The organism is Xenorhabdus sp. PB61.4 (assembly GCF_963894935.1).
Taxonomy (GTDB): Bacteria; Pseudomonadota; Gammaproteobacteria; order Enterobacterales; family Enterobacteriaceae; genus Xenorhabdus; species Xenorhabdus stockiae.
Genome location: NZ_CAWQJR010000215.1, coordinates 1 through 19,963, shown reverse-complemented (window position 1 = coordinate 19,963; position 19,963 = coordinate 1). Strand labels below are relative to the sequence as shown.

The window sequence follows — 19,963 nt, the reverse complement described above, 5'->3', positions numbered from 1 at the left end:
ATATAAAACCGAATTTTATTCATAATGAAAAAAACTCTGATGAATTTAATCATTATTAGAAAGTGTTTTTTTAAATTCAGACTTATTAGTAAAAAATAATGGGAAAATGAAAATCATATATTAAGCATTCAATTATAGATAAGAGTAACCACCATGTTTGAAATTTAATTTGGAATATTATTCTGCTTTTTGGTTTGCTGCTTGCCTTTTTGCGATATAAACGCTTTACTTATACTTGTTTGTTGGCGATTCTGGTTGTTACTCTGATTGGGTAGCATGTGCTTATCACTGAGCATAAGCTTCTCTCAGAATTAAAGTAAAAATTCAGTTTACCAATGAAAAATTCGGTGCTTATTGCGGTTTTTTTATTTACATTTCGTAACCGCGTTTATAGCACTTATCATTTCATATGTAATTTTAAACAATAATATATTATCAATCACTATGGCACATCGTTTATCATCTAAAGATATTTTGGCATTAGGTTTTATGACCTTTGCCTTATTCGTCGGGGCGGGAAATATTATCTTTCCGCCTATGGTTGGCTTACAGGCCGGAGAGAATGTTTGGATTGCAGCTGCTGGCTTTTTGCTGACCGCTGTTGGCCTGCCTGTTATCACTGTTATTGCTCTGGCTAAAGTCGGGGGCGGTATTGAAGCGCTGAGTTCTCCTATGGGGAAAACCGCGGGTTTGATATTGGCTACTGTCTGTTATCTGGCGGTTGGCCCACTATTTGCAACACCGAGAACGGCAACGGTTTCTTTTGAAGTCGGTATTGCGCCAATAACCGGAGGAGGCAAACTTCCGCTTTTCATTTACAGCGTCATCTATTTCCTGTTGATGATCCTGATATCACTTTATCCCGGTAAATTATTGGATAATGTTGGGCGTATACTCGCGCCTATTAAGATGTCTGCATTAGTTATTCTGGGGATTGCAGCTATATTGTGGCCGGCAGGTAATCCGATTCCGGCGACTGATGTTTATCAGGAAATGCCATTCTCAAATGGTTTTGTGAATGGTTATCTGACTATGGATACTCTGGGGGCAATGGTTTTTGGTATTGTGATTGTTAATACTGTGCGTTCCAGAGGAGTGGAGTCTTCTGCATTACTGACTCGCTACACCATATATGCAGGCTTAATCGCAGGGCTTTTTCTTACGCTGGCTTACCTCTCTTTTTTCAAATTAGGTGAAGGTAGCGGTGCATTAGTACCTAATGCTGAGAATGGTGCAGTGATCTTACACGCTTATGTTCAGAATACTTTTGGCAACTATGGCAGTTTTCTCCTTGCGATACTGATCTTTATGGCCTGTATGACGACTGCAATTGGCTTAACTTGCTCCTGTGCTGAGTTCTTTAGCCATTACCTGCCATTGTCGTATCGTGCAATGGTTTTATTATTGGCTTTTTTCTCCATGCTGGTTTCCAATCTGGGGCTGAGCCATTTGATTACCTTTTCAATTCCGGTACTTACAGCAATTTATCCACCTTGTATTGTGCTAGTATTATTGAGCTTCACCAGTGGGTTGTGGAATAACTTCTCCCGGATACTGGCTCCTGCTATGCTGGTAAGTCTGATGTTTGGGGTGCTGGATGCAGCTAAGGCTTCAAACTACCTTGTCCATTTTTTGCCGGAATGGGCGACACATCTCCCTCTGGCTGACCAAGGACTGGCATGGCTAATTCCGACTTTGTCGTCGGTGGGTATATTTGCTATTTATGACCTTATTGTGGCTGAAAGAAAAATCCCAAAACATGAGGTATAGTAGAAATAAAAGCGATTATTACTCGTTAATTTTATTTTTAGAAACGATAAGCGGCACAAGTTAGTGCCGCTTTTTACCTTTATGAGTTATCGATTATATTCTCAAAAAGAATTGGGTTATTGAGTGGTAAATATAATTTTGCTTAGCTTGATAAGCGATATTATAAATCTCCAAGATAATGTAAATAAGAAGCTAGAAAGAAAGGTAATTACTGGCGAGTTTTCTGAAATTTGTCTGGTGAGTGTAAAGTTGGGCCTGAATACCATTATGGAGTAATTGATGTTAATGATTTTTCTAAGCAGGGAAATCATGCATGGGTTCAATATAAAAAATTAAGCACCCATAAAATATAGTGGGATATAAAAATGAATTGACAATTTTAAGTTTTATACACTTCGTCTTTCAAGTTGCTTCTTTGTTGGCTGCGCTCACTCACCCCAGTCACATAGTTATCTATGCTCCTGGGGATTACTGAGAGGCTCCTGCCTCTCACCGGAGGCTAGCCTTTGTCTCTCTCTTGCCGCCGCGATGCATCTTGAAATCCATTATGGATATCGCATTAATAGCGTGTTAGTCAAGGTGGTTTTGAGCGGATTTGATAGGGCGATGAGCTTGTTCAATCAAAGTAACTATACCGGTACATTTATACGTGTGCACAGATTATATTTCTTGAGTCAATATTTTTTAATATTAATGTGAGCATAAATATCATCTTTTTGGTATTAACGAAAAATTATATATATTTAGGTATTTAAGTAATATATAGATAGTTGTTTTACCAGATTGCGATGCTTTCTTCTGATGACTTCTGACATTAGGTAAGCTGAACGTGGTGGAGTTTGACTACTTTAATTGATGGCAACGAGCGTAAGACTCATTAGATTGAGTGAAAACACTAAACGTAGCACCCAACAGTATATCGTGGCATTATCTACGATAATCCACTGCTCCGTCATATCTATTCTGGGTCAAGATGATTCAGAACATAAATGAGATACTAACAGACTCATTACACAATAATATCGACGAGATAATGGAGACACTTAAACGCTGTTTGGATAAGTGGCACCTTATCTAGAGGTAGTTATTGGCGATTGTGGCTGTTTTTATCGCTATCATTTTGTATCTTGCGGGGATTAGTGAATATGATGCTACCACTGATTGTTGGGTCAGGATCCAGTTTCGTGAGTGGAACTCAATTAACTGCATTGGTTACTATCTTATCTGTAATTGTATTTAAAACAATAAGTTAACAATTATTATGACATACTGTTTATCATCTAAAGATATTTGGGCATTCGGTTTTATGACCTTTGCCCCATCCCGCGGGGCAGAATATACGATTTCCCCGTCTATGGTTAACCTGCAGGCAGGTGAACATGTTTGGAACGCTGATGCGGCTCTTTTGCTGACTGCTGTGGAACTGGATACATGTGCTGGCACTGTATCTGTTCGGGGGTTAGCATGAGTCAACAATGGACTTCCCGTTTGGGACATATATTAGCAGCAACCGGATCTGCCGTTGGCATTGGTGCCATTTGGAAATTCTCTTATGTTTCAGCCACAAATGGTGGTGGTGCATTTCTAATTGTATTTTTATTGTTTAGCTTTGTGATTGGATTAGCCGTTCTGCTAGCTGAAAACATACTGGGCAGTAGTACAAGTGAAGTGGCTGTTAATGCGTTTAAAAAATTACTCGGTAAACACTGGGGATGGGTTGGCTTTATAGGTGTACTGAGTTCATGGTGTATCTATAGTTTCTACAGTGTTGTTGGTGGCTGGACCATCGGTTATACGGTGATGGCGGGCACAGGCCAGTTAAATATTACAGATACCTCTCAGCTGACATCTATTTTCAACAATTTCATTAGTGATCCCTGGTGGCCGATAATTGCACATCTGGCATTTTCAGGGCTAACTTGTTACGTCGTGCTATCTGGTGTGCAAAAAGGTTTGGAAAAAGCAGTTAAGGTCATGATGCCAATGTTATTCCTGATCATGATAATGCTGATTATTGTCGGTATCCGCTTACCCGGCTCATCAGAAGGTCTAAAATTATTTTTATACCCAGACTTCAATAATTTGACCGGAAAAGGTGTTTTAGATGCATTAGGGCTGGCATTCTTTTCACTTTCTATCGGTTTGGGTATCCACATTACTTATAGTTCCTATTTACCGAGTAACAAAGGTATTTGTAGGTCGAGTATCTGGGTGGTAATCCTCTCCTGCTTGGTCTGTGTACTGGCTGGTCTGATGATTTTTCCTGCTTTGGCTGCGGCGGGTTTACAACCCAATGCAGGCCCCGGCTTAACGTTCATGACAATGCCAATTTATTTTGCGAGTCTGCCCGGTGGTTCAATCTTAGCAGTCACGTTCTTTTTGTTATTACTGATGGCCGCACTGACCTCAGCAATTTCATTACTTGAGCACATTGTTGCTTATGTTCAGAGTCGTTTTAAATGGCGGCGCCGTAAAGCAAGCTTAGTTGTTACGGCATCGATTATGTTAATGGGGATCCCTGTTTCCTTATCTTTTGGCCCGCTAAGTCACGTTACATTAGGTGGAAAAACCATCTTTGACATGCTGGATTTCATTACTTCCAATGTTCTGATGCCATTGTTCGGAATTATCATTTGTCTCGTATTTGGCTGGTCACATAAGGCTAACGCTTTAATACCTGAGAATATGCCATCGCGGAGCCGCCAGTGTTTACTGTTTATATGGAGATATGTCGGGCCGTTATGTATTGGGGTGATTTTAGTACACGGCCTTATGCCTGACTAACACACTATCTGAGTGATTTTGAAAAATAGCTAAAATAAATAAGGGTGGGCATTTGAATGCCCACCCTTATTTTTTAACTGTGTTTTTTAGCTGAAGGTATTGTTCTTAATAGCCGATGGCTGCACCGGCTGGTCGCCGTACATCATTAGCGCCATAGATATATCCTTCGCGAACCTTGCCTGAAACAGCAGAGTCATTGCCTGATGAGTTGACCGGAGAAACTCCGGCTGCACCCGGCAAACCTATCATGATTAATTCAGTTGCACCCCATGGAGTCTGCTCCACCATTTTATAGCCCATTTTTTCCAGCAGATTTAAGGTATCTTTCGAAAGACCACGTTGCTCATAATAGACTTCATCTGGCAGCCATTGGTGATGAATACGTGGGCTGTTTACGGCTTCCTGTGGCGGCATATCAAAGTCAATGATATTCAGCGCAGCCTGTAAAGTAATGGAGATAATTCTTGAACCACCCGGAGAACCTAAAACCAGAAAAATTTTATTATCTTTGGTCACTAATGTCGGGCTCATTGATGATAGTGGGCGCTTACCGGGGGCAATGGAGTTGGTTGCTCCCTGAACCAGACCATACATGTTTTTCGCGCCAATTTTCGTGGTGAAATCATCCATTTCATCATTGAGGAAAAAGCCGGTTCCCGGCGCAATAACGACAGCGCCAAAGCGCCCATTAATGGTATAAGTTGTCGATACTGCGTTACCATCTTTATCTACCACAGAATAATGCGTTGTTTCCGGTTTTTCATGCGGGCCAATACCCGGTTGCACCAATTTGGATGGTGTCGCTTTGTTTGGCTGGATCTCTTTACGGATGGATTCTGCATAGCTTTTGCTTAACAAGCGATCAAGCGGGTTTTTAATAAATGCAGGATCACCAAGATAGGTGTTTCTATCGATGTAAGCATGACGCATGGCTTCAGTCAGGGTGTGAATATAGGCTGCTGAGTTGAACCCCATCGATTTCAGATCATAGCCTTCAACAATGTTCAGTATTTCACACAGCGTGACCCCGCCGGAACTGGGTGGAGGCGCAGAGATAAATTTATATCCGCGATAGCTACAGGTAACGGGCGCTGTTTCGGTAATAGTATAATTGGCAAAATCAGCTGCTGTGATAATCCCACCTGATTTCTTTGAGGTTTCTTCAATGATTTGAGGGATTTTGCCATGATAGAAAACATCCGGCCCTTGTTTGGCAATCATTTCCAGCGTGTTGGCTAAATCAGTCTGAATTAATTTGTCTCCGGGCTGGAATGGAGTGCCATCTTTACGCAGAAAAATTCGGGCAGCTTCCGGATCCTGAGCAAAACGTTTGACTGTGGTATCCATAATATCGGTATCACCACGGGTCAGGGTATATCCTTCACGCGCCAGCTTAATGGCCGGAGCCATTACTTGTTCGCGGGTTAATGTACCGTATTTTTGTAGCGCAGTATCCAGCCCCATAACGGTTCCCGGTACACCAGCTGCGTAGTATCCATACAGGCTGGCCCCTTTGATAACATTACCGTCTTTGTCCAGATACATATCGGCACTGGCCGCCGCAGGTGCTGTTTCACGGAAATTAATAAATTTATCTGTACCATCTGCCAGATGGATGGTCATGAAACCACCACCACCAATATTACCGCAGCAGGGATTGACGACGGCTTCTGCATAGCCTACAGCAACAGCGGCATCAATAGCGTTACCACCCATTTTGAGAATATCAACACCTACCTGTGATGCCAGATGTTGCGCACTGACAACCATGCCCTGTTTGGCTTCAACTGCAAGTCCAGTGGCTGCGTAAAGAGAGGATGAGACGAATAGTGAGGCGACGATGAACGGAATTTTCCATGTTTTGGACATATTTTCCTCCTGATTTTTGGGCTGTAGGGGAAGACCCAAAAGGTTATAAGGTTATGTTAATTATTTGTAATGTAACATTATCGGAAGCTCAGGATTTTTGAAAGGTGATTTTCTATGTGTCAGTCAATAATTCGGAATATTTAATAATGAATCTTTATTTGCATACTTCGAATTTGAAGGACTTCGCGGCGGTAAGTAAACAAACTGTGTGTGATTGTGGCGTGTGAGTGCAACTAATAAAGAGGCAGCCTGAAATAAGTGGATAAGAAAAAACCAGCCGACAATGCGGCTGGTTTATAAAATCCATTAACAATGTGATGCTATTAAAGGATTGAATACTGACGAAGATTACAGTTTGTCAGCATTTTTAGTCAGGTATTTTGCTACGCCTTCAGGAGAAGCGCCCATACCTTCCTGGCCTTTTGCCCACTGTGCAGGGCAAACTTCGCCGTGTTCTTCGTGGAATTGCAGCGCGTCAACCATACGCAGCATTTCGTCAATGTTACGGCCCAGTGGCAGGTCGTTAACAACCTGATGACGAACAACACCGTTTTTATCGATCAGGAAAGAACCACGCAGAGCAACACCCGCTTCTGGATGCTCAATGCCGTATGCTTTCATGATGTCACGTTTGATGTCAGCAACCATTGGGTATTTAACTTCGCCAATGCCGCCTTCGCTGATTGGAGTTTTACGCCATGCGTTGTGAACGAACTCAGAGTCGAAAGAAACGCCAATAACTTCAAAACCACGTTTTTGGAATTCTTCATAACGATGGTCGAAAGCAATCAGCTCAGAAGGACAAACGAAAGTGAAATCCATTGGCCAGAAGAAGATAACAGCTGGACGACCATTCAGGTGATTTTTCAGGTTGAAGTTATTAACGATTTCGCCGTTACCGAGAACTGCAGAAGCTGTAAAATCAGGGGCTTGGCGGGTTACTAAAACCATAATTGACTCCTAAAAATTCTGTAGGTGTTTGTGGAAACGGGTTACAGCATAAGGAATTAAGTGATAGCAATAAAGGATAAATTACCAATTGATATAATAGTTTTTACCTATCAATAACCTATTTTTAATTCCTTTTAGCCTACCATAAGATAAAGCTATTTGGAAAAAGTGCAAGGTTCTGGCGAAATTTCCTGTCCGGGCTGGCTGTGGTTCATCACAAGATCCATCATTTGCGGGTAAAATTGCCAGAATAGTGTTTCAAAATCAGAGTAATGCTCTTCTATATCCTGATAAGAACCTGCCAGCGCGGATAATTTAGGGCGTCTCCGTGCCATACCCTGTAGCACATTGGCAATACATGTCAGGTCAGCGTAACGAATAAGCAGATTTTGTGACCAGAGATATTGATTCAGTTCCTGAAATTTTTCAGGGGTAACACTGAGATGAGGCTCTATTTGATTGCGCGCTAGCTGCACAAACTCAGGCAAGGAGTAATTTTTTTCGAGTTTGTTCCAGTGCTTGGACAGGAAATGATCCCAGATAATATCAAGGGTTATAGGGGCTACGCGCCGATATTCGCTACGAAATAGAGTCCGGGCTTCGATGACCAGCGGATGGCTGTCTGTCAGGCTGTCTATCCTGCGATGAAGACGAATGCCCGAGACAACATCAGGAGCGAACCGGCCTTCCGGGGCTCCACGGACAAAATCCGCCATTAAATTACCCAGCAGAGAGCTTTCAGATAATGTAGCTAAATGGAGGTGTGCGAGAAAATTCATGGTGAGAGTATAACGCAAATAGTTAAACTAATATGCTTCTTTCTTGCACCATTGCCCGTGCAGCACTAGACTAGTCCGCCTGTTTTTTTGAATGATACAGATAAAATGCGTGTCGCTGATTTTACATTTGAACTGCCAGAAGAGTTAATTGCTCATTATCCCCAACCACAGCGCAGTGGCTGCCGTTTGCTCTCTCTTGATGGGGAAACGGGAGAACTGACCCACGGTATTTTTACTGATGTGCTGAATAAACTGGAAGCAGGGGATCTGCTGGTTTTTAATAACACTAGGGTTATTCCTGCCCGTCTGTTTGGCCGTAAGGCAACAGGTGGCAAATTAGAAGTTTTGGTCGAAAGGATGTTGGATGATAAGCGAGTACTCGCTCACGTTCGTGCATCCAAGGCTCCAAAAGAGGGCACTGAACTGATCCTCGGCGAAGATAAAGCGCCTGATGGTAATCAGATCGTTAAGGCTACCATGCTGGCCCGCCACGATGCTTTATTTGAGATTCGTTTCGATGATGAGCGTGATGTATTGACCATTCTGGATGAAATCGGTCATATGCCATTGCCGCCTTATATTGCCCGTCCTGATGAAGAATCAGATAAGGAATTATACCAGACGGTATACAATGAGCGCCCGGGCGCCGTTGCTGCACCGACTGCCGGATTGCACTTTGATGAGCCGCTTTTGGCTGCCTTACGTGAAAAAGGTGTCGAAATGGCGTTTGTCACGCTGCATGTCGGGGCGGGAACTTTTCAGCCAGTCCGTGTAGATACCATCGAAGACCATATCATGCATGCTGAATATGCAGAAGTACCGCAGAATGTTGTTGATGCAGTACTGGCATGTAAGGCCCGTGGCAATAAAGTTGTGGCGGTGGGGACAACATCCGTCCGTTCGCTGGAGAGTGCGGCTCGTGCCTGTCAGGATGGGCTGATTGCGCCATTTTTTGATGATACCCAAATTTTTATCTATCCGGGATTTGAATATCAGGTTGTTGACACCCTGATTACCAATTTCCATTTGCCGGAATCCACTTTGATTATGCTGGTTTCTGCATTTGCGGGTTATAAAAATACCATGGGCGCTTACAAGGAAGCAGTAATCGAAAAGTATCGCTTCTTTAGTTATGGTGATGCGATGTTTATTAATCGCAACTCAGTGGCTGCAAAAGAGATGGTAGAGGTTGCCACTGATATTGAACAAGCTGGATAAATGGATTGAGGGAATGATTAACCCGCAGAAGATTGCGGGTTAAATGGTTACTCATAATTAAGCAGCTCTGACTATATAATTGAAGGCGATGTTGCGGGGACGAGTTTCTTTTCCTGTTGAATTAGCAACCGCATTATCCATATAACCATAGCCACCAGATCCCATTCCTATGGCAATGCCTAATCCTCTGGGGTCCGCGCCATAGTTAATGTTTTTTTGAACGCTGTTAAAAATGGCGTTCCCTGTACCTAAATTCTCAGCACTCGCAGTGGATCTAGACCACATGCGGTGAATTCTGTGGTTATGTGGTGCAATATCTGCTGCTTGATGAGAAAGCAGATGCCGGCCAGCATCCACTCCTCGGCTATTATCCCAGCCGCGAATAAACTCTCCCCGTAAATCGGGTAGCACACCAGATGGATAAGCAAGAGCAAGTTTCGGGTATCTTACAGGATCAAATGAGTCACCGTTACATATCAGCCAACCCTCGGGTGGTGTTTCTGTTGGCCAAGGTACGGGAACGCCAGCAGGTAAGGATAATTCTTCCATTAATGTTTCTATTCCAAGGTTTTTAATAAACTCTTTTTTGTCCGGTATGTCAGCCCCGTTCTGGTTCTTTGCTAAGCGAGTATTAGCATTGTCATTTGCACTATTAGCGACACTGTTCGCATTATCTGCGTTATTGTTTGCTGTATTTGCCAAATCATAGGCAGTTTTAACCGCTTTTGGGGTTGCAGCCATAGTCTCGTTATCACTGCCAGTATCATTACTCAGAATAGTAAAACCTTTATCTTGCAACGTGGCATCTGGATGGTTGCGGCTTTGAGCGTGTTCTGCAATCGCTTTTTTGACATATTCCGGTGTTGTAACGACAGCAAGGTTACTATCTTCTGAAACAAGGACGTCAGTTTTTTGATTTTGCATAATTATTCCCTCATTTAATCAACAATACACATTGCCAAGTAACATAAAGGCGTTGGAAGATTTCTCCGCCAGTGAATATCAATAACGTGGTTTACCGATACTGAAATAACTGCCTGAAACGATATTTGATAGGTTGCATGTTTTGTTGCAGGATGACATACAATGACAGGCGGGTAATTAATCAAATTTATCAAATAACTGATGGGATTGGTGGAAGTTTTATCTCTGGTTTATTGGTGTTTTTATTTTTACCAGAAACATTGGCGGCACTTTATGAATGCAGGCCGACATTATTGATATTGGATTACAATCCGTCAATTCAGATAAGCCGCTTCATGCAGTTTTTTTGACCCCTCAGGGCCGAAGCCATATCAGAAGGTTAGCAAAAAGGTGAGGTACATTTGGCACACAAAAATTTCCTAATATCCTTCAAACTTTTTTAATGATGTGTCAACTGTGACAAAATTGTGTCACAAGGAAGTAGGAATGACACAAAAATTCGCAAATATTGACATACCGTATATCACAAGGCTGGCGTGTACAGTGGCGTCATTAGTGTTTAGAATGCATCATTTTAAGTCAAACATCAGACTGTTTTTCTGATGTCTGGAGGTTAAGTGAAATTTGAGTTACAAAAAACGGATGGGCATGCCCGCCGTGGCCGTCTGATTTTTGATCGTGGTGTAGTGGAAACACCTGCCTTTATGCCAGTAGGAACTTACGGCACAGTTAAAGGTATGACACCGGAAGAGGTAAAAGATACAGGAGCACAAATCCTGCTGGGCAATACTTTCCATCTTTGGTTGCGTCCGGGTCAGGAAATTATGAAACTGCATGGAGATTTGCATGACTTTATGCAGTGGCACGGCCCAATTCTGACTGACTCCGGCGGTTTTCAGGTCTTCAGCCTCGGTGCTATGCGTAAGATTAAGGAAGAAGGTGTTCATTTCCGCAATCCTATCAACGGAACGCCTGTTTTCCTCAGCCCGGAAAAATCAATGGAAATCCAGCATGATCTGGGTTCCGATATCGTTATGATTTTTGATGAATGTACGCCATACCCGGCGGACTGGGATTATGCCAAACGTTCTATGGAAATGTCACTGCGTTGGGCAGCACGCAGCCGCCAGCGTTTTGATGAACTGGGCAATAAAAATGCGCTGTTTGGTATCATTCAGGGCAGTGTCTACGAAGATTTGCGTGATGTATCTGTCAAAGGGCTGGTGGAAATCGGTTTTGACGGTTACGCAGTGGGTGGTCTGGCAGTGGGTGAACCAAAAGAAGATATGCATCGCATTTTGGAACATGTCTGCCCACAAATTCCGCAGGATAAGCCACGCTATTTAATGGGCGTTGGTAAGCCGGAAGATTTGGTTGAAGGTGTTCGTCGCGGTATTGATATGTTTGACTGTGTTATGCCGACCCGTAATGCCCGGAATGGTCATCTTTTTGTGACAGAAGGTGTGATCAAGATCCGCAATGCGAAGCATAAAGAAGACACATCGCCATTAGATGAGCATTGTGACTGCTATACTTGCCGGAATTATAGCCGTGCGTATCTGCATCACCTTGATCGTTGTAACGAAATTCTTGGTGCAAGGCTGAATACGATACATAATTTAAGGTATTATCAGCGTCTGATGGCCGGAATTCGTCAAGCCATTGAAGAAGACAGACTGGAACAGTTTGTTGAAGAGTTTTATCAGCGGATCGGTAAATCCGTTCCACCGTTAAATGTATAATTTGGCGTGACTAACCAGCCTCAATGTGTGTAGCATATTGGGCTGGTTTTTGATCGAGCCACTGTCGATTTTCGATAGCAATTTTTTCGATAACCAATTTTCGTAATCTGTTTGTTTGTAAACTGTTTTTTCGCAAAATAAGTGTTTTCGATAACAATGAGGGATATTTGATGAGTTTTTTTATTTCTGAAGCTGCGGCAGCTGCTGGCGCACCAGCACAAGCTCAGGGAAACCCATATTCTCTGATTATCATGCTGGTTGTTTTCGGCCTGATTTTCTATTTCATGATCCTGCGTCCACAACAAAAACGCACCAAAGAACATAAAAAACTGATGGATTCCATCTCCAAAGGAGATGAAGTGCTGACTTCTGGTGGTTTGGTTGGTCGTGTCTCTAAAGTGTCTGAAACGGGCTACGTTGTTATTGCCCTGAATGACACTACAGAAATAACTGTCAAGCGTGATTTCGTTGCTGCCATTCTGCCGAAAGGTACGATGAAAGCTATTTAATTTTCCGATTTTCCCGAAGGGAACTGCCGTGTTGAACCGTTATCCTTTGTGGAAGTATCTGATGCTGATCGCTGCGATCCTCATCGGTCTGCTTTATGCACTTCCCAACCTTTATGGTGAGGATCCGGCTGTACAAATCACTGGCGCGCGAGGTATCGCCGCCAGTGAAAAAACGCTGGACCAAGTCCGTAATGTTTTAGATAAAGATCATATTCAGAGTAAGTCCATTGCGCTGGAAAATGGGGCAATCCTTGCTCGTTTCAATAGTACTGATGTTCAGCTCCGCGCCCGTGAAGCACTGGTTTCGGCTTTGGGCGAACAATATGTCGTGGCATTAAACCTTGCGCCTGCGACACCCGTCTGGTTAAGTAAAATCGGTGCAGAGCCGATGAAACTGGGGCTGGATTTGCGTGGTGGGGTTCACTTCCTGATGGAAGTCGATATGGACACCGCCCTGAGCAAGCTTCAGGAACAGAATATTGATAGCCTGCGTTCCGAACTGCGTGAACAGGGCATTGCTTATTCCACTATCCGCAAGGCAGAAAATTACGGTGTAGAAATCCGTTTCCGTGATAATGATGCCCGTTCTAAAGCAGAAGACTACCTCGAACCTCGTCATCGTGACCTTGTATTCTCTACTGGTAATAACAGTACGCTGAAAGCGGTTATGACGGATGAGCGTCTGCGCGAAGCCCGCTCTTATGCCGTTCAGCAGAACATCACAATCCTGCGTAATCGTGTTAACCAGTTAGGCGTTGCTGAGCCTCTGGTACAGCGTCAGGGTGCGGATCGTATTGTTGTTGAGTTACCGGGTATTCAGGATACCGCCCGCGCGAAAGAAATCCTTGGTGCAACGGCAACACTGGAATTCCGTCTGGTAAACACCAATGTTGATCAGAGTGCCATTGTATCGGGGCGTATTCCGGGCGATTCAGAGCTGAAATATACCCGCGATGGCAATCCTGTTGTGCTGTATAAGCGTGTGATCCTGACTGGTGACCATATCACCGATTCAACCTCGAGCACTGATGAGAACGGTTATCCGCAGGTCAATATCTCACTGGATAGTGCCGGTGGTACTGCGATGTCTAACTTCACCAAAGATAACTTACAGAAGCCGATGGCTACACTGTTTGTGGAGTATAAAGACAGCGGTAAGAAAGATGCTAACGGTCGTGCGATTCTGGCTAAACATGAAGAAGTCATCAACGTTGCGACTATTCAGTCTCGTCTGGGTAATAGTTTCCGTATTACAGGGATTAGTAACCCGAACGAAGCCCGTCAGCTATCGTTATTGTTGCGCGCAGGTGCGCTGATTGCACCAATTCAGATTGTTGAAGAGCGTACAATCGGTCCAACGCTTGGTTTGCAGAACATCGAACAGGGGCTTGAAGCCTGTCTGTGGGGGCTGATTTCCTCCGTACTGTTCATGGTGGTTTACTACCGTAAATTCGGTCTGATCGCGAGTAGCGCACTGTTGGCGAACCTGGTACTGGTTGTTGGCGTCATGTCTCTGTTGCCGGGGGCGACACTCACGATGCCGGGTATTGCCGGGATCGTACTGACTCTGGCCGTTGCCGTCGATGCGAACGTTTTGATAAACGAGCGTATTAAAGAAGAGCTGCGCAACGGGCGTACTGTACAGCAGGCGATACATGAAGGTTATAAAGGTGCGTTTTCCAGTATTATTGACGCCAACCTGACGACGCTGATTACCGCTGTGATTTTGTATGCTGTAGGGACGGGGTCCATCAAGGGCTTTGCAATCACAACCAGTATCGGTGTCGCGACGTCAATGTTCACTGCCATTGTAGGAACACGTGCAATCGTGAACCTGCTGTATGGTGGTAAGCGCATCAATAAGCTGTCAATTTAAGGAGCACGTTGTGGCACAGGATTATACTGTTGAACAATTAAACTATGGGCGTAAAGTCATTGACTTTATGCGCTGGGACAACGTTGCTTTTACTATCTCATTGCTGCTGTTGGTTGCTTCCATCGCTATGATGGCAACGCGTGGGTTTAACTGGGGGCTTGATTTTACCGGCGGTACGGTAATTGAGATAAACCTGAGTAAACCCGCAGATCTGGACAAGATGCGTGAGAGTCTGGCGAAAAATGGTTTTGCTGATCCACTTCTGCAAAACTTTGGCAGCAGCCGTGATGTGATGGTTCGTATGCCTCCGGCAACAGGTAACGCGGGTCAGGAGCTGGGTAATAAAATCATCTCGGTCATTAACGCGGATATAGATAAAGACGCGGTTGTTAAACGAGTTGAATTTGTAGGCCCAAGTGTGGGAAGCGAATTAGCTCAGACTGGGGCAATGGCTCTGTTAGTGGCGCTGATCTGTATCCTGATTTATGTGGGATTCCGTTTCGAATGGCGTCTGGCGCTAGGTGCTGTTATCGCACTGGCTCATGACGTTATCATTACATTGGGCGTATTGTCGTTATTCCACATTGAAATTGACCTGACCATCGTCGCATCGTTGATGTCTGTTATCGGTTATTCACTGAATGACAGTATTGTGGTTTCGGATCGTATTCGTGAGAACTTCCGTAAGATACGTCGTGGTACGTCGTATGAAATTACCAACGTTTCTCTGACTCAAACCCTGAGCCGTACGATCATGACTTCTGCAACAACATTGCTGGTAGTGGTGATGCTTTATATCTTCGGTGGCGAAATGCTGAAGGGCTTCTCACTGGCGATGTTAATCGGGGTTTCCATTGGTACGGCATCTTCCATTTATGTTGCTTCTGCACTGGCGTTAAAACTGGGTATGAAGCGTGAGCATATGATTGTGCAGAAAGTGGAGAAAGAAGGGGCAGATCAGCCGTCCATTCTTCCTTAATTATGTTTCTGTATGTAATTGCATAGCTTTTAATAACATAAGCAGTCTAATTTAAACACCCTGTGAGTGCTCACTTACAGGGTGTTTTTCATTATCACTTCAGGGTAAACTGTCTTCCTGTTCGGTTAACTGTCAGGAAACAATATGCATTGCCCATTTTGCGCAGCCGTTGATACAAAAGTTATTGATTCCCGTCTGGTAGGGGATGGCTCACAAGTGCGCCGCCGCCGTCAGTGTCTCGAATGTCATGAACGATTCACCACGTTTGAAATTGCAGAACTGGTCATGCCCAGAGTGATTAAAAGTGATGAAGTTCGGGAGCCTTTCGACGAAGAAAAATTGCGTCGTGGTATGCAGAAAGCACTGGAAAAGCGCCCTGTCAGCTCCGATGATGTGGAAACAGCAATTAGCCACATTAAATCTCAGGTTAGAGCAACGGGAGAACGTGAAATCCCCTCTAAAATGATTGGAAATTTTGTGATGGATGCACTGAAAAAGCTCGATAAAGTAGCTTATATCCGTTTTGCATCTGTCTACCGTAGTTTTGAAGATATCCGGGAATTTGGCGAAGAGATCGCCAGACTACAAGACTAGAGGCTGCTATATGACTCTTGATGAAACATATATGTCCCGTGCGCTGGAATTGGCGTATCAGGGGCGTTTTACTACATCCCCGAATCCGAATGTAGGTTGTGTGATCGTTAAAGATGATCAGATAGTCGGGGAAGGTTTTCATTTACGTGCGGGTGAGCCCCATGCCGAAGTTCATGCGCTTCGTATGGCCGGTGAAAAAGCAAAAGGTGCAACCGCTTATGTGACGCTTGAGCCATGCAGCCACCACGGTAAAACCCCTCCTTGTTCTGATGCCCTGATAGCAGCAGGTATCAGCCGCGTTGTAGTGGCAATGCAGGATCCGAATCCACAGGTAGCGGGACGCGGTTTATATAAATTGCAGCAGGCAGGTATTTCGGTTGAGCATGGCGTGATGATGGAACAGGCCGAAATGCTGAATAAAGGGTTCCTCAAGCGTATGCGCACCGGGTTTCCTTATCTGCAACTGAAGCTGGGAGCATCACTGGATGGGCGTACCGCACTGGCATCAGGTGAAAGTAAGTGGATTACTTCACCTGCCGCCCGGCAGGACGTACAGAAACTGCGAGCACAATGCAGTGCAATCCTGAGTTCCAGTGCAACGGTACTGGCAGACGATCCGTCACTGACCGTCCGCTGGAATGAACTGGACGCAGAAACACAGGCCGTTTATCCGCAGGCGTCTTTGCGTCAGCCCGTTCGCATTATTGTAGATAGTAAAAATCGGGTCACACCGCAACATCAGGTAGTTCAGCAAACCGGTCAATGTTGGTTAGCACATACTGACCAGGATGGTTCAGATAGTGCAAATAGTGCTGATAAAAATGAACAGCAATGGCCTGATAATATAGAAAAAATATTACTGCCGGTACACGGTACAGGTGTTGATTTAGTGCTGTTGATGATGCAGCTTGGTAAGCGTCAGGTAAACTCTGTCTGGGCTGAATGTGGTCCGACGCTGGCTGGTGCATTACTGTCTCTGGGGCTGGTGGATGAGCTTATCCTCTATATCGCTCCCAAAGTATTAGGAAATAGTGCCCGTGGGCTGTTCGCCATCCCTGAACTGCAAAAGTTATCGGATGCGCCTGAATTCACGCTGATAGATGTACAACAGATTGGGCCTGATGTCCGTCTTCGTTTAAAACCGCTCTGATTTAAGTTTGAACATAAATCAAGACGCAGAGAAAAAGAATGTGATAAGATCCGCGCCCCTGCGGATATGAATAAGATATAAGGAAGGCTATGAACGTAATCAAAGGTGTTGTTGCAGCTCCTGAAGCCCGCATCGCTATTGCGATCGCCCGCTTTAACAACTTCATTAATGACAGCCTGTTGGAAGGGGCCGTGGATGCGCTGGAACGCATCGGTCAGGTTTCTTCGGACAATATCACCGTAGTATGGGTTCCGGGGGCTTATGAATTGCCGTTGGCCGTTAAGGCACTGGCGGAGTCCAAAAAATATGATGCGGTGATCGCTTTGGGTACTGTTATCCGTGGCGGTACGGCCCACTTTGAATATGTTGCCGGCGAGTGTAGCTCTGGCCTGTCCAGCGTGGCAATGTCCAGCAATATTCCTGTCACATTTGGTGTTCTGACAACCGAAAATATTGAACAGGCAATTGAACGCGCGGGTACTAAAGCGGGCAATAAGGGTGCTGAAGCTGCCTTGACCGCATTGGAAATGATCAATGTAATTAAAGCCATTAAGGCTTAAGTTTTAGTTTTAATTAAGGGGAATTTTGTGAAACCTGCTGCTCGTCGTCGTGCTCGTGAGTGTGCTGTTCAGGCAATTTATTCATGGCAATTATCTAAAAACAGCATCGCGGATGTTGAATTGCAGTTTCTGTCAGAGCAGGACGTAAACGGTGTTGATGTCACCTATTTCCGTGAATTGCTGTCCGGGGTAGCGGTCAATGCGACAAAATTGGATGCCTTGATGGCTCCTTATCTTTCCCGCCAGCTCGAAGAGTTGGGTCAGGTGGAAAAAGCTATCTTGCGCGTTGCGATGTTTGAACTAAGCTTTCGTGACGATGTCCCCTACAAAGTGGCTATCAATGAAGGTATCGAACTGGCGAAAACCTTCGGTGCTGAAGACAGCCATAAATTCGTGAACGGGGTATTGGACAAAGCTGGCCCGGTAGCACGTAAAAAAAAGTGATTGCCTGCCAATAGCCCCTATTATAACTCGATGATTTTAAACATGAGGCCGGTTTCCCGGCCTCATGTTCTTATCGTCAGTCACTTTTTGGAATTCTATTATGGCATGTGGTGAATTTGACCTCATTGCACGTTATTTCAATCGCCATGTTATCCGCCGACGTGATGTGAATCTGGGGATTGGTGATGATTGTGCGCTGATGACCGTTGCAGAAAAACAAGAACTGGCAGTGACAACAGATACATTAGTTTCTGGTGTTCATTTTCTGCCTGATATTGCTCCAGAAGATTTGGCGTATAAAGCACTGGCTGTCAATATCAGTGATTTAGCTGCTGTAGGGGCAGACCCCGCCTGGGCATCGTTGGCCCTAACCTTGCCTTCTGTTGATGAGGAGTGGTTAAAGCGGTTTAGTGATAGTCTGTTTGAACAACTGAACTATTACGGAATGCAGTTAATTGGCGGAGACACAACCAAAGGCCCGATGAGCCTGACTCTGACTGTACATGGTCTGGTTCCCGCTGGCAGAGCATTGCGTCGTACTGGAGCTAAAAACGGAGACTGGATTTATGTCACCGGAACTTTGGGCGATAGTGCGGCAGGGCTGGCTTTGTTGCAGGATCGTCTGAAAATCGAAGAAATATCGATCCACAACTGGTTGGTTAAACGCCATCTTCGTCCGCAACCACGAGTCTTGCAAGGGCAGGCACTGCGTGATTTGGCCTCATCAGCGATTGATCTGTCTGACGGGCTGATTTCTGATTTGAATCATATCCTGACCGCCAGCCAGTGTGGCGCACGCATCAATCTTGATGCTCTGCCTTATTCTGAAGCAGTGCAGAAATATGCAACGCCAGAGCAGGCCTTAAACTGGGCTTTGAGTGGTGGCGAAGATTATGAATTGTGCTTTACTGTACCGGAACTGAATCGTGGTGCATTAAATATGGCATTGGCACATACAGGCGCCAGTTTTTGTTGTATCGGGCAAATCAGGCCAGAATCAGAAGGCATCCGCTACTTTAACAATAACGAAGAAGTTGAGCTGGATCTGAAAGGGTTTGACCATTTCAGAGCTGACAAAAAACCGCAGGAAGCTCACTATCCATCAGAACATGCAGAGGATGACCAGACGGAGGGAACGCATGGATGACGCAAAACGCCACCTGAAAATGAGCAACCCGTGGCATTTGCTGGCTACCGGATTCGGTAGCGGATTATCGCCGATAATGCCGGGCACAATGGGTTCAGTGGCGGCTATTCCATTCTGGTTACTGTTGGTACAGTTACCGCAATGGGGGATCTGGCTGGCTATTCTGTTGGGCACAATAATCGGTTGTGTGATTTGTCAGAAAGCAGCCGATGCCATGAAGGTAGATGATCCGGGCTGTGTGGTTTGGGATGAGTTTATCGGAATGTGGATTACCTTAATGGCGATCCCTGTTCTCAACTGGCAATGGGTTTTAGTCGCTTTTGTGGTATTCCGTATTTTTGATATGTGGAAACCCTGGCCAATCCGCTGGTTTGACCGCTACGTTAAAGGCGGGGTTGGTATCATGCTGGATGATATTATCGCTGCAATTTTTGCGGTAATTGTTATTTGGCTGCTTAATTTTTACCAGTTGTTACCTTTCTGAATATCTTACTATTACCCGCATTACTGACTGATTAGCCGCTGTTTACAGTGGCTAATTTATTTCTATGACTGTTACATTTCAAATTTTCATTTTGTTGTTGACTTCGTACATTCACTCTAATTGCTTTATATAGAGAGGGTTATTTATTTTTATTTTTTCCTTTTCTATTATTCAATGCTTTGA

General features: G+C 44.5%; 18 protein-coding genes. 14 read left to right on the top strand and 4 right to left on the bottom strand.

Features of this window, described 5'->3' with window-relative positions:
* The first annotated feature begins 444 nt into the window (after positions 1-444).
* From brnQ to AACX68_RS18955, 3 genes are all read left to right on the top strand, one after another.
* On the top strand, positions 445-1,770 hold the full coding sequence (brnQ, locus tag AACX68_RS18965; RefSeq protein WP_228860154.1) for a branched-chain amino acid transport system II carrier protein: 1,326 nt from the start codon (positions 445-447) through the stop codon (positions 1,768-1,770).
* Between the two features lie 1,261 nt (positions 1,771-3,031).
* Positions 3,032-3,238, top strand: a complete 207-nt coding sequence (locus AACX68_RS18960) for a branched-chain amino acid transport system II carrier protein (RefSeq protein WP_370630310.1) — start codon at positions 3,032-3,034, stop codon at positions 3,236-3,238.
* Entirely contained in the window at positions 3,235-4,554 is a 1,320-nt protein-coding gene (locus AACX68_RS18955; RefSeq protein ID WP_228860153.1) for a sodium-dependent transporter, read from the top strand. The genes AACX68_RS18960 and AACX68_RS18955 overlap by 4 nt, the downstream gene beginning before the upstream one ends.
* A gap of 105 nt (positions 4,555-4,659) precedes the next feature.
* Here AACX68_RS18955 and ggt read toward each other — a convergent pair whose 3' ends face one another.
* The 3 genes from ggt to AACX68_RS18940 all read right to left on the bottom strand — a co-directional run bounded on the left by ggt (position 4,660) and on the right by AACX68_RS18940 (position 8,153).
* A complete protein-coding gene (ggt, locus tag AACX68_RS18950; protein WP_228860152.1) occupies positions 4,660-6,423 on the bottom strand; it encodes a gamma-glutamyltransferase in 1,764 nt (587 codons plus the stop codon).
* 348 nt (positions 6,424-6,771) lie between these two features.
* Entirely contained in the window at positions 6,772-7,374 is a 603-nt protein-coding gene (locus AACX68_RS18945; RefSeq protein WP_099108735.1) for a peroxiredoxin C, read from the bottom strand.
* A gap of 155 nt (positions 7,375-7,529) precedes the next feature.
* Complete coding sequence (locus AACX68_RS18940) at positions 7,530-8,153, bottom strand: acyl carrier protein phosphodiesterase (protein ID WP_099120827.1); 624 nt, start codon at positions 8,151-8,153, stop codon at positions 7,530-7,532.
* 105 nt (positions 8,154-8,258) lie between these two features.
* Between AACX68_RS18940 and queA the strand changes: the two genes are divergently transcribed.
* On the top strand, positions 8,259-9,371 hold the full coding sequence (gene queA / locus AACX68_RS18935; RefSeq protein ID WP_228860151.1) for a tRNA preQ1(34) S-adenosylmethionine ribosyltransferase-isomerase QueA: 1,113 nt from the start codon (positions 8,259-8,261) through the stop codon (positions 9,369-9,371).
* Positions 9,372-9,428: 57 nt separating this feature from the next.
* On the opposite strand, the gene AACX68_RS18930 is transcribed toward queA, so the two are convergent.
* Positions 9,429-10,295, bottom strand: coding sequence for a phage tail protein (locus tag AACX68_RS18930; protein ID WP_228860150.1), 867 nt, complete (start codon positions 10,293-10,295; stop codon positions 9,429-9,431).
* Positions 10,296-10,912: 617 nt separating this feature from the next.
* Here AACX68_RS18930 and tgt point away from each other — a divergent pair.
* The 10 genes from tgt to pgpA all read left to right on the top strand — a co-directional run bounded on the left by tgt (position 10,913) and on the right by pgpA (position 19,780).
* Positions 10,913-12,037 carry a tRNA guanosine(34) transglycosylase Tgt gene (gene tgt, locus AACX68_RS18925; RefSeq protein WP_228860149.1) on the top strand — a complete coding sequence of 375 codons (1,125 nt, stop codon included), beginning with the start codon at positions 10,913-10,915 and terminating at the stop codon, positions 12,035-12,037.
* 170 nt (positions 12,038-12,207) lie between these two features.
* Complete coding sequence (gene yajC, locus AACX68_RS18920; protein ID WP_047962359.1) at positions 12,208-12,546, top strand: preprotein translocase subunit YajC; 339 nt, start codon at positions 12,208-12,210, stop codon at positions 12,544-12,546.
* A 28-nt stretch (positions 12,547-12,574) separates the two neighbouring features.
* Positions 12,575-14,422 (top strand): protein translocase subunit SecD, encoded by a 1,848-nt coding sequence (gene secD, locus AACX68_RS18915; protein ID WP_228860148.1) that lies wholly within the window; start codon positions 12,575-12,577, stop codon positions 14,420-14,422.
* Positions 14,423-14,432: 10 nt separating this feature from the next.
* Complete coding sequence (gene secF / locus AACX68_RS18910; protein WP_099108729.1) at positions 14,433-15,401, top strand: protein translocase subunit SecF; 969 nt, start codon at positions 14,433-14,435, stop codon at positions 15,399-15,401.
* 144 nt (positions 15,402-15,545) lie between these two features.
* The gene (gene nrdR, locus AACX68_RS18905; RefSeq protein ID WP_228860147.1) at positions 15,546-15,995 is read left to right on the top strand and encodes a transcriptional regulator NrdR; all 450 of its coding nucleotides are present in this window, start codon (positions 15,546-15,548) and stop codon (positions 15,993-15,995) included.
* Between the two features lie 10 nt (positions 15,996-16,005).
* Positions 16,006-17,145 carry a bifunctional diaminohydroxyphosphoribosylaminopyrimidine deaminase/5-amino-6-(5-phosphoribosylamino)uracil reductase RibD gene (gene ribD, locus AACX68_RS18900; protein ID WP_228860146.1) on the top strand — a complete coding sequence of 380 codons (1,140 nt, stop codon included), beginning with the start codon at positions 16,006-16,008 and terminating at the stop codon, positions 17,143-17,145.
* A gap of 89 nt (positions 17,146-17,234) precedes the next feature.
* The gene (gene ribH, locus AACX68_RS18895) at positions 17,235-17,705 is read left to right on the top strand and encodes a 6,7-dimethyl-8-ribityllumazine synthase (RefSeq protein ID WP_228860145.1); all 471 of its coding nucleotides are present in this window, start codon (positions 17,235-17,237) and stop codon (positions 17,703-17,705) included.
* A gap of 27 nt (positions 17,706-17,732) precedes the next feature.
* Positions 17,733-18,149, top strand: a complete 417-nt coding sequence (gene nusB, locus AACX68_RS18890) for a transcription antitermination factor NusB (protein WP_086954179.1) — start codon at positions 17,733-17,735, stop codon at positions 18,147-18,149.
* Positions 18,150-18,249: 100 nt separating this feature from the next.
* Positions 18,250-19,296 carry a thiamine-phosphate kinase gene (gene thiL / locus AACX68_RS18885; protein WP_228860144.1) on the top strand — a complete coding sequence of 349 codons (1,047 nt, stop codon included), beginning with the start codon at positions 18,250-18,252 and terminating at the stop codon, positions 19,294-19,296.
* A complete protein-coding gene (pgpA, locus tag AACX68_RS18880; RefSeq protein WP_228860143.1) occupies positions 19,289-19,780 on the top strand; it encodes a phosphatidylglycerophosphatase A in 492 nt (163 codons plus the stop codon). The genes thiL and pgpA overlap by 8 nt, the downstream gene beginning before the upstream one ends.
* Positions 19,781-19,963 lie beyond the last annotated feature (183 nt).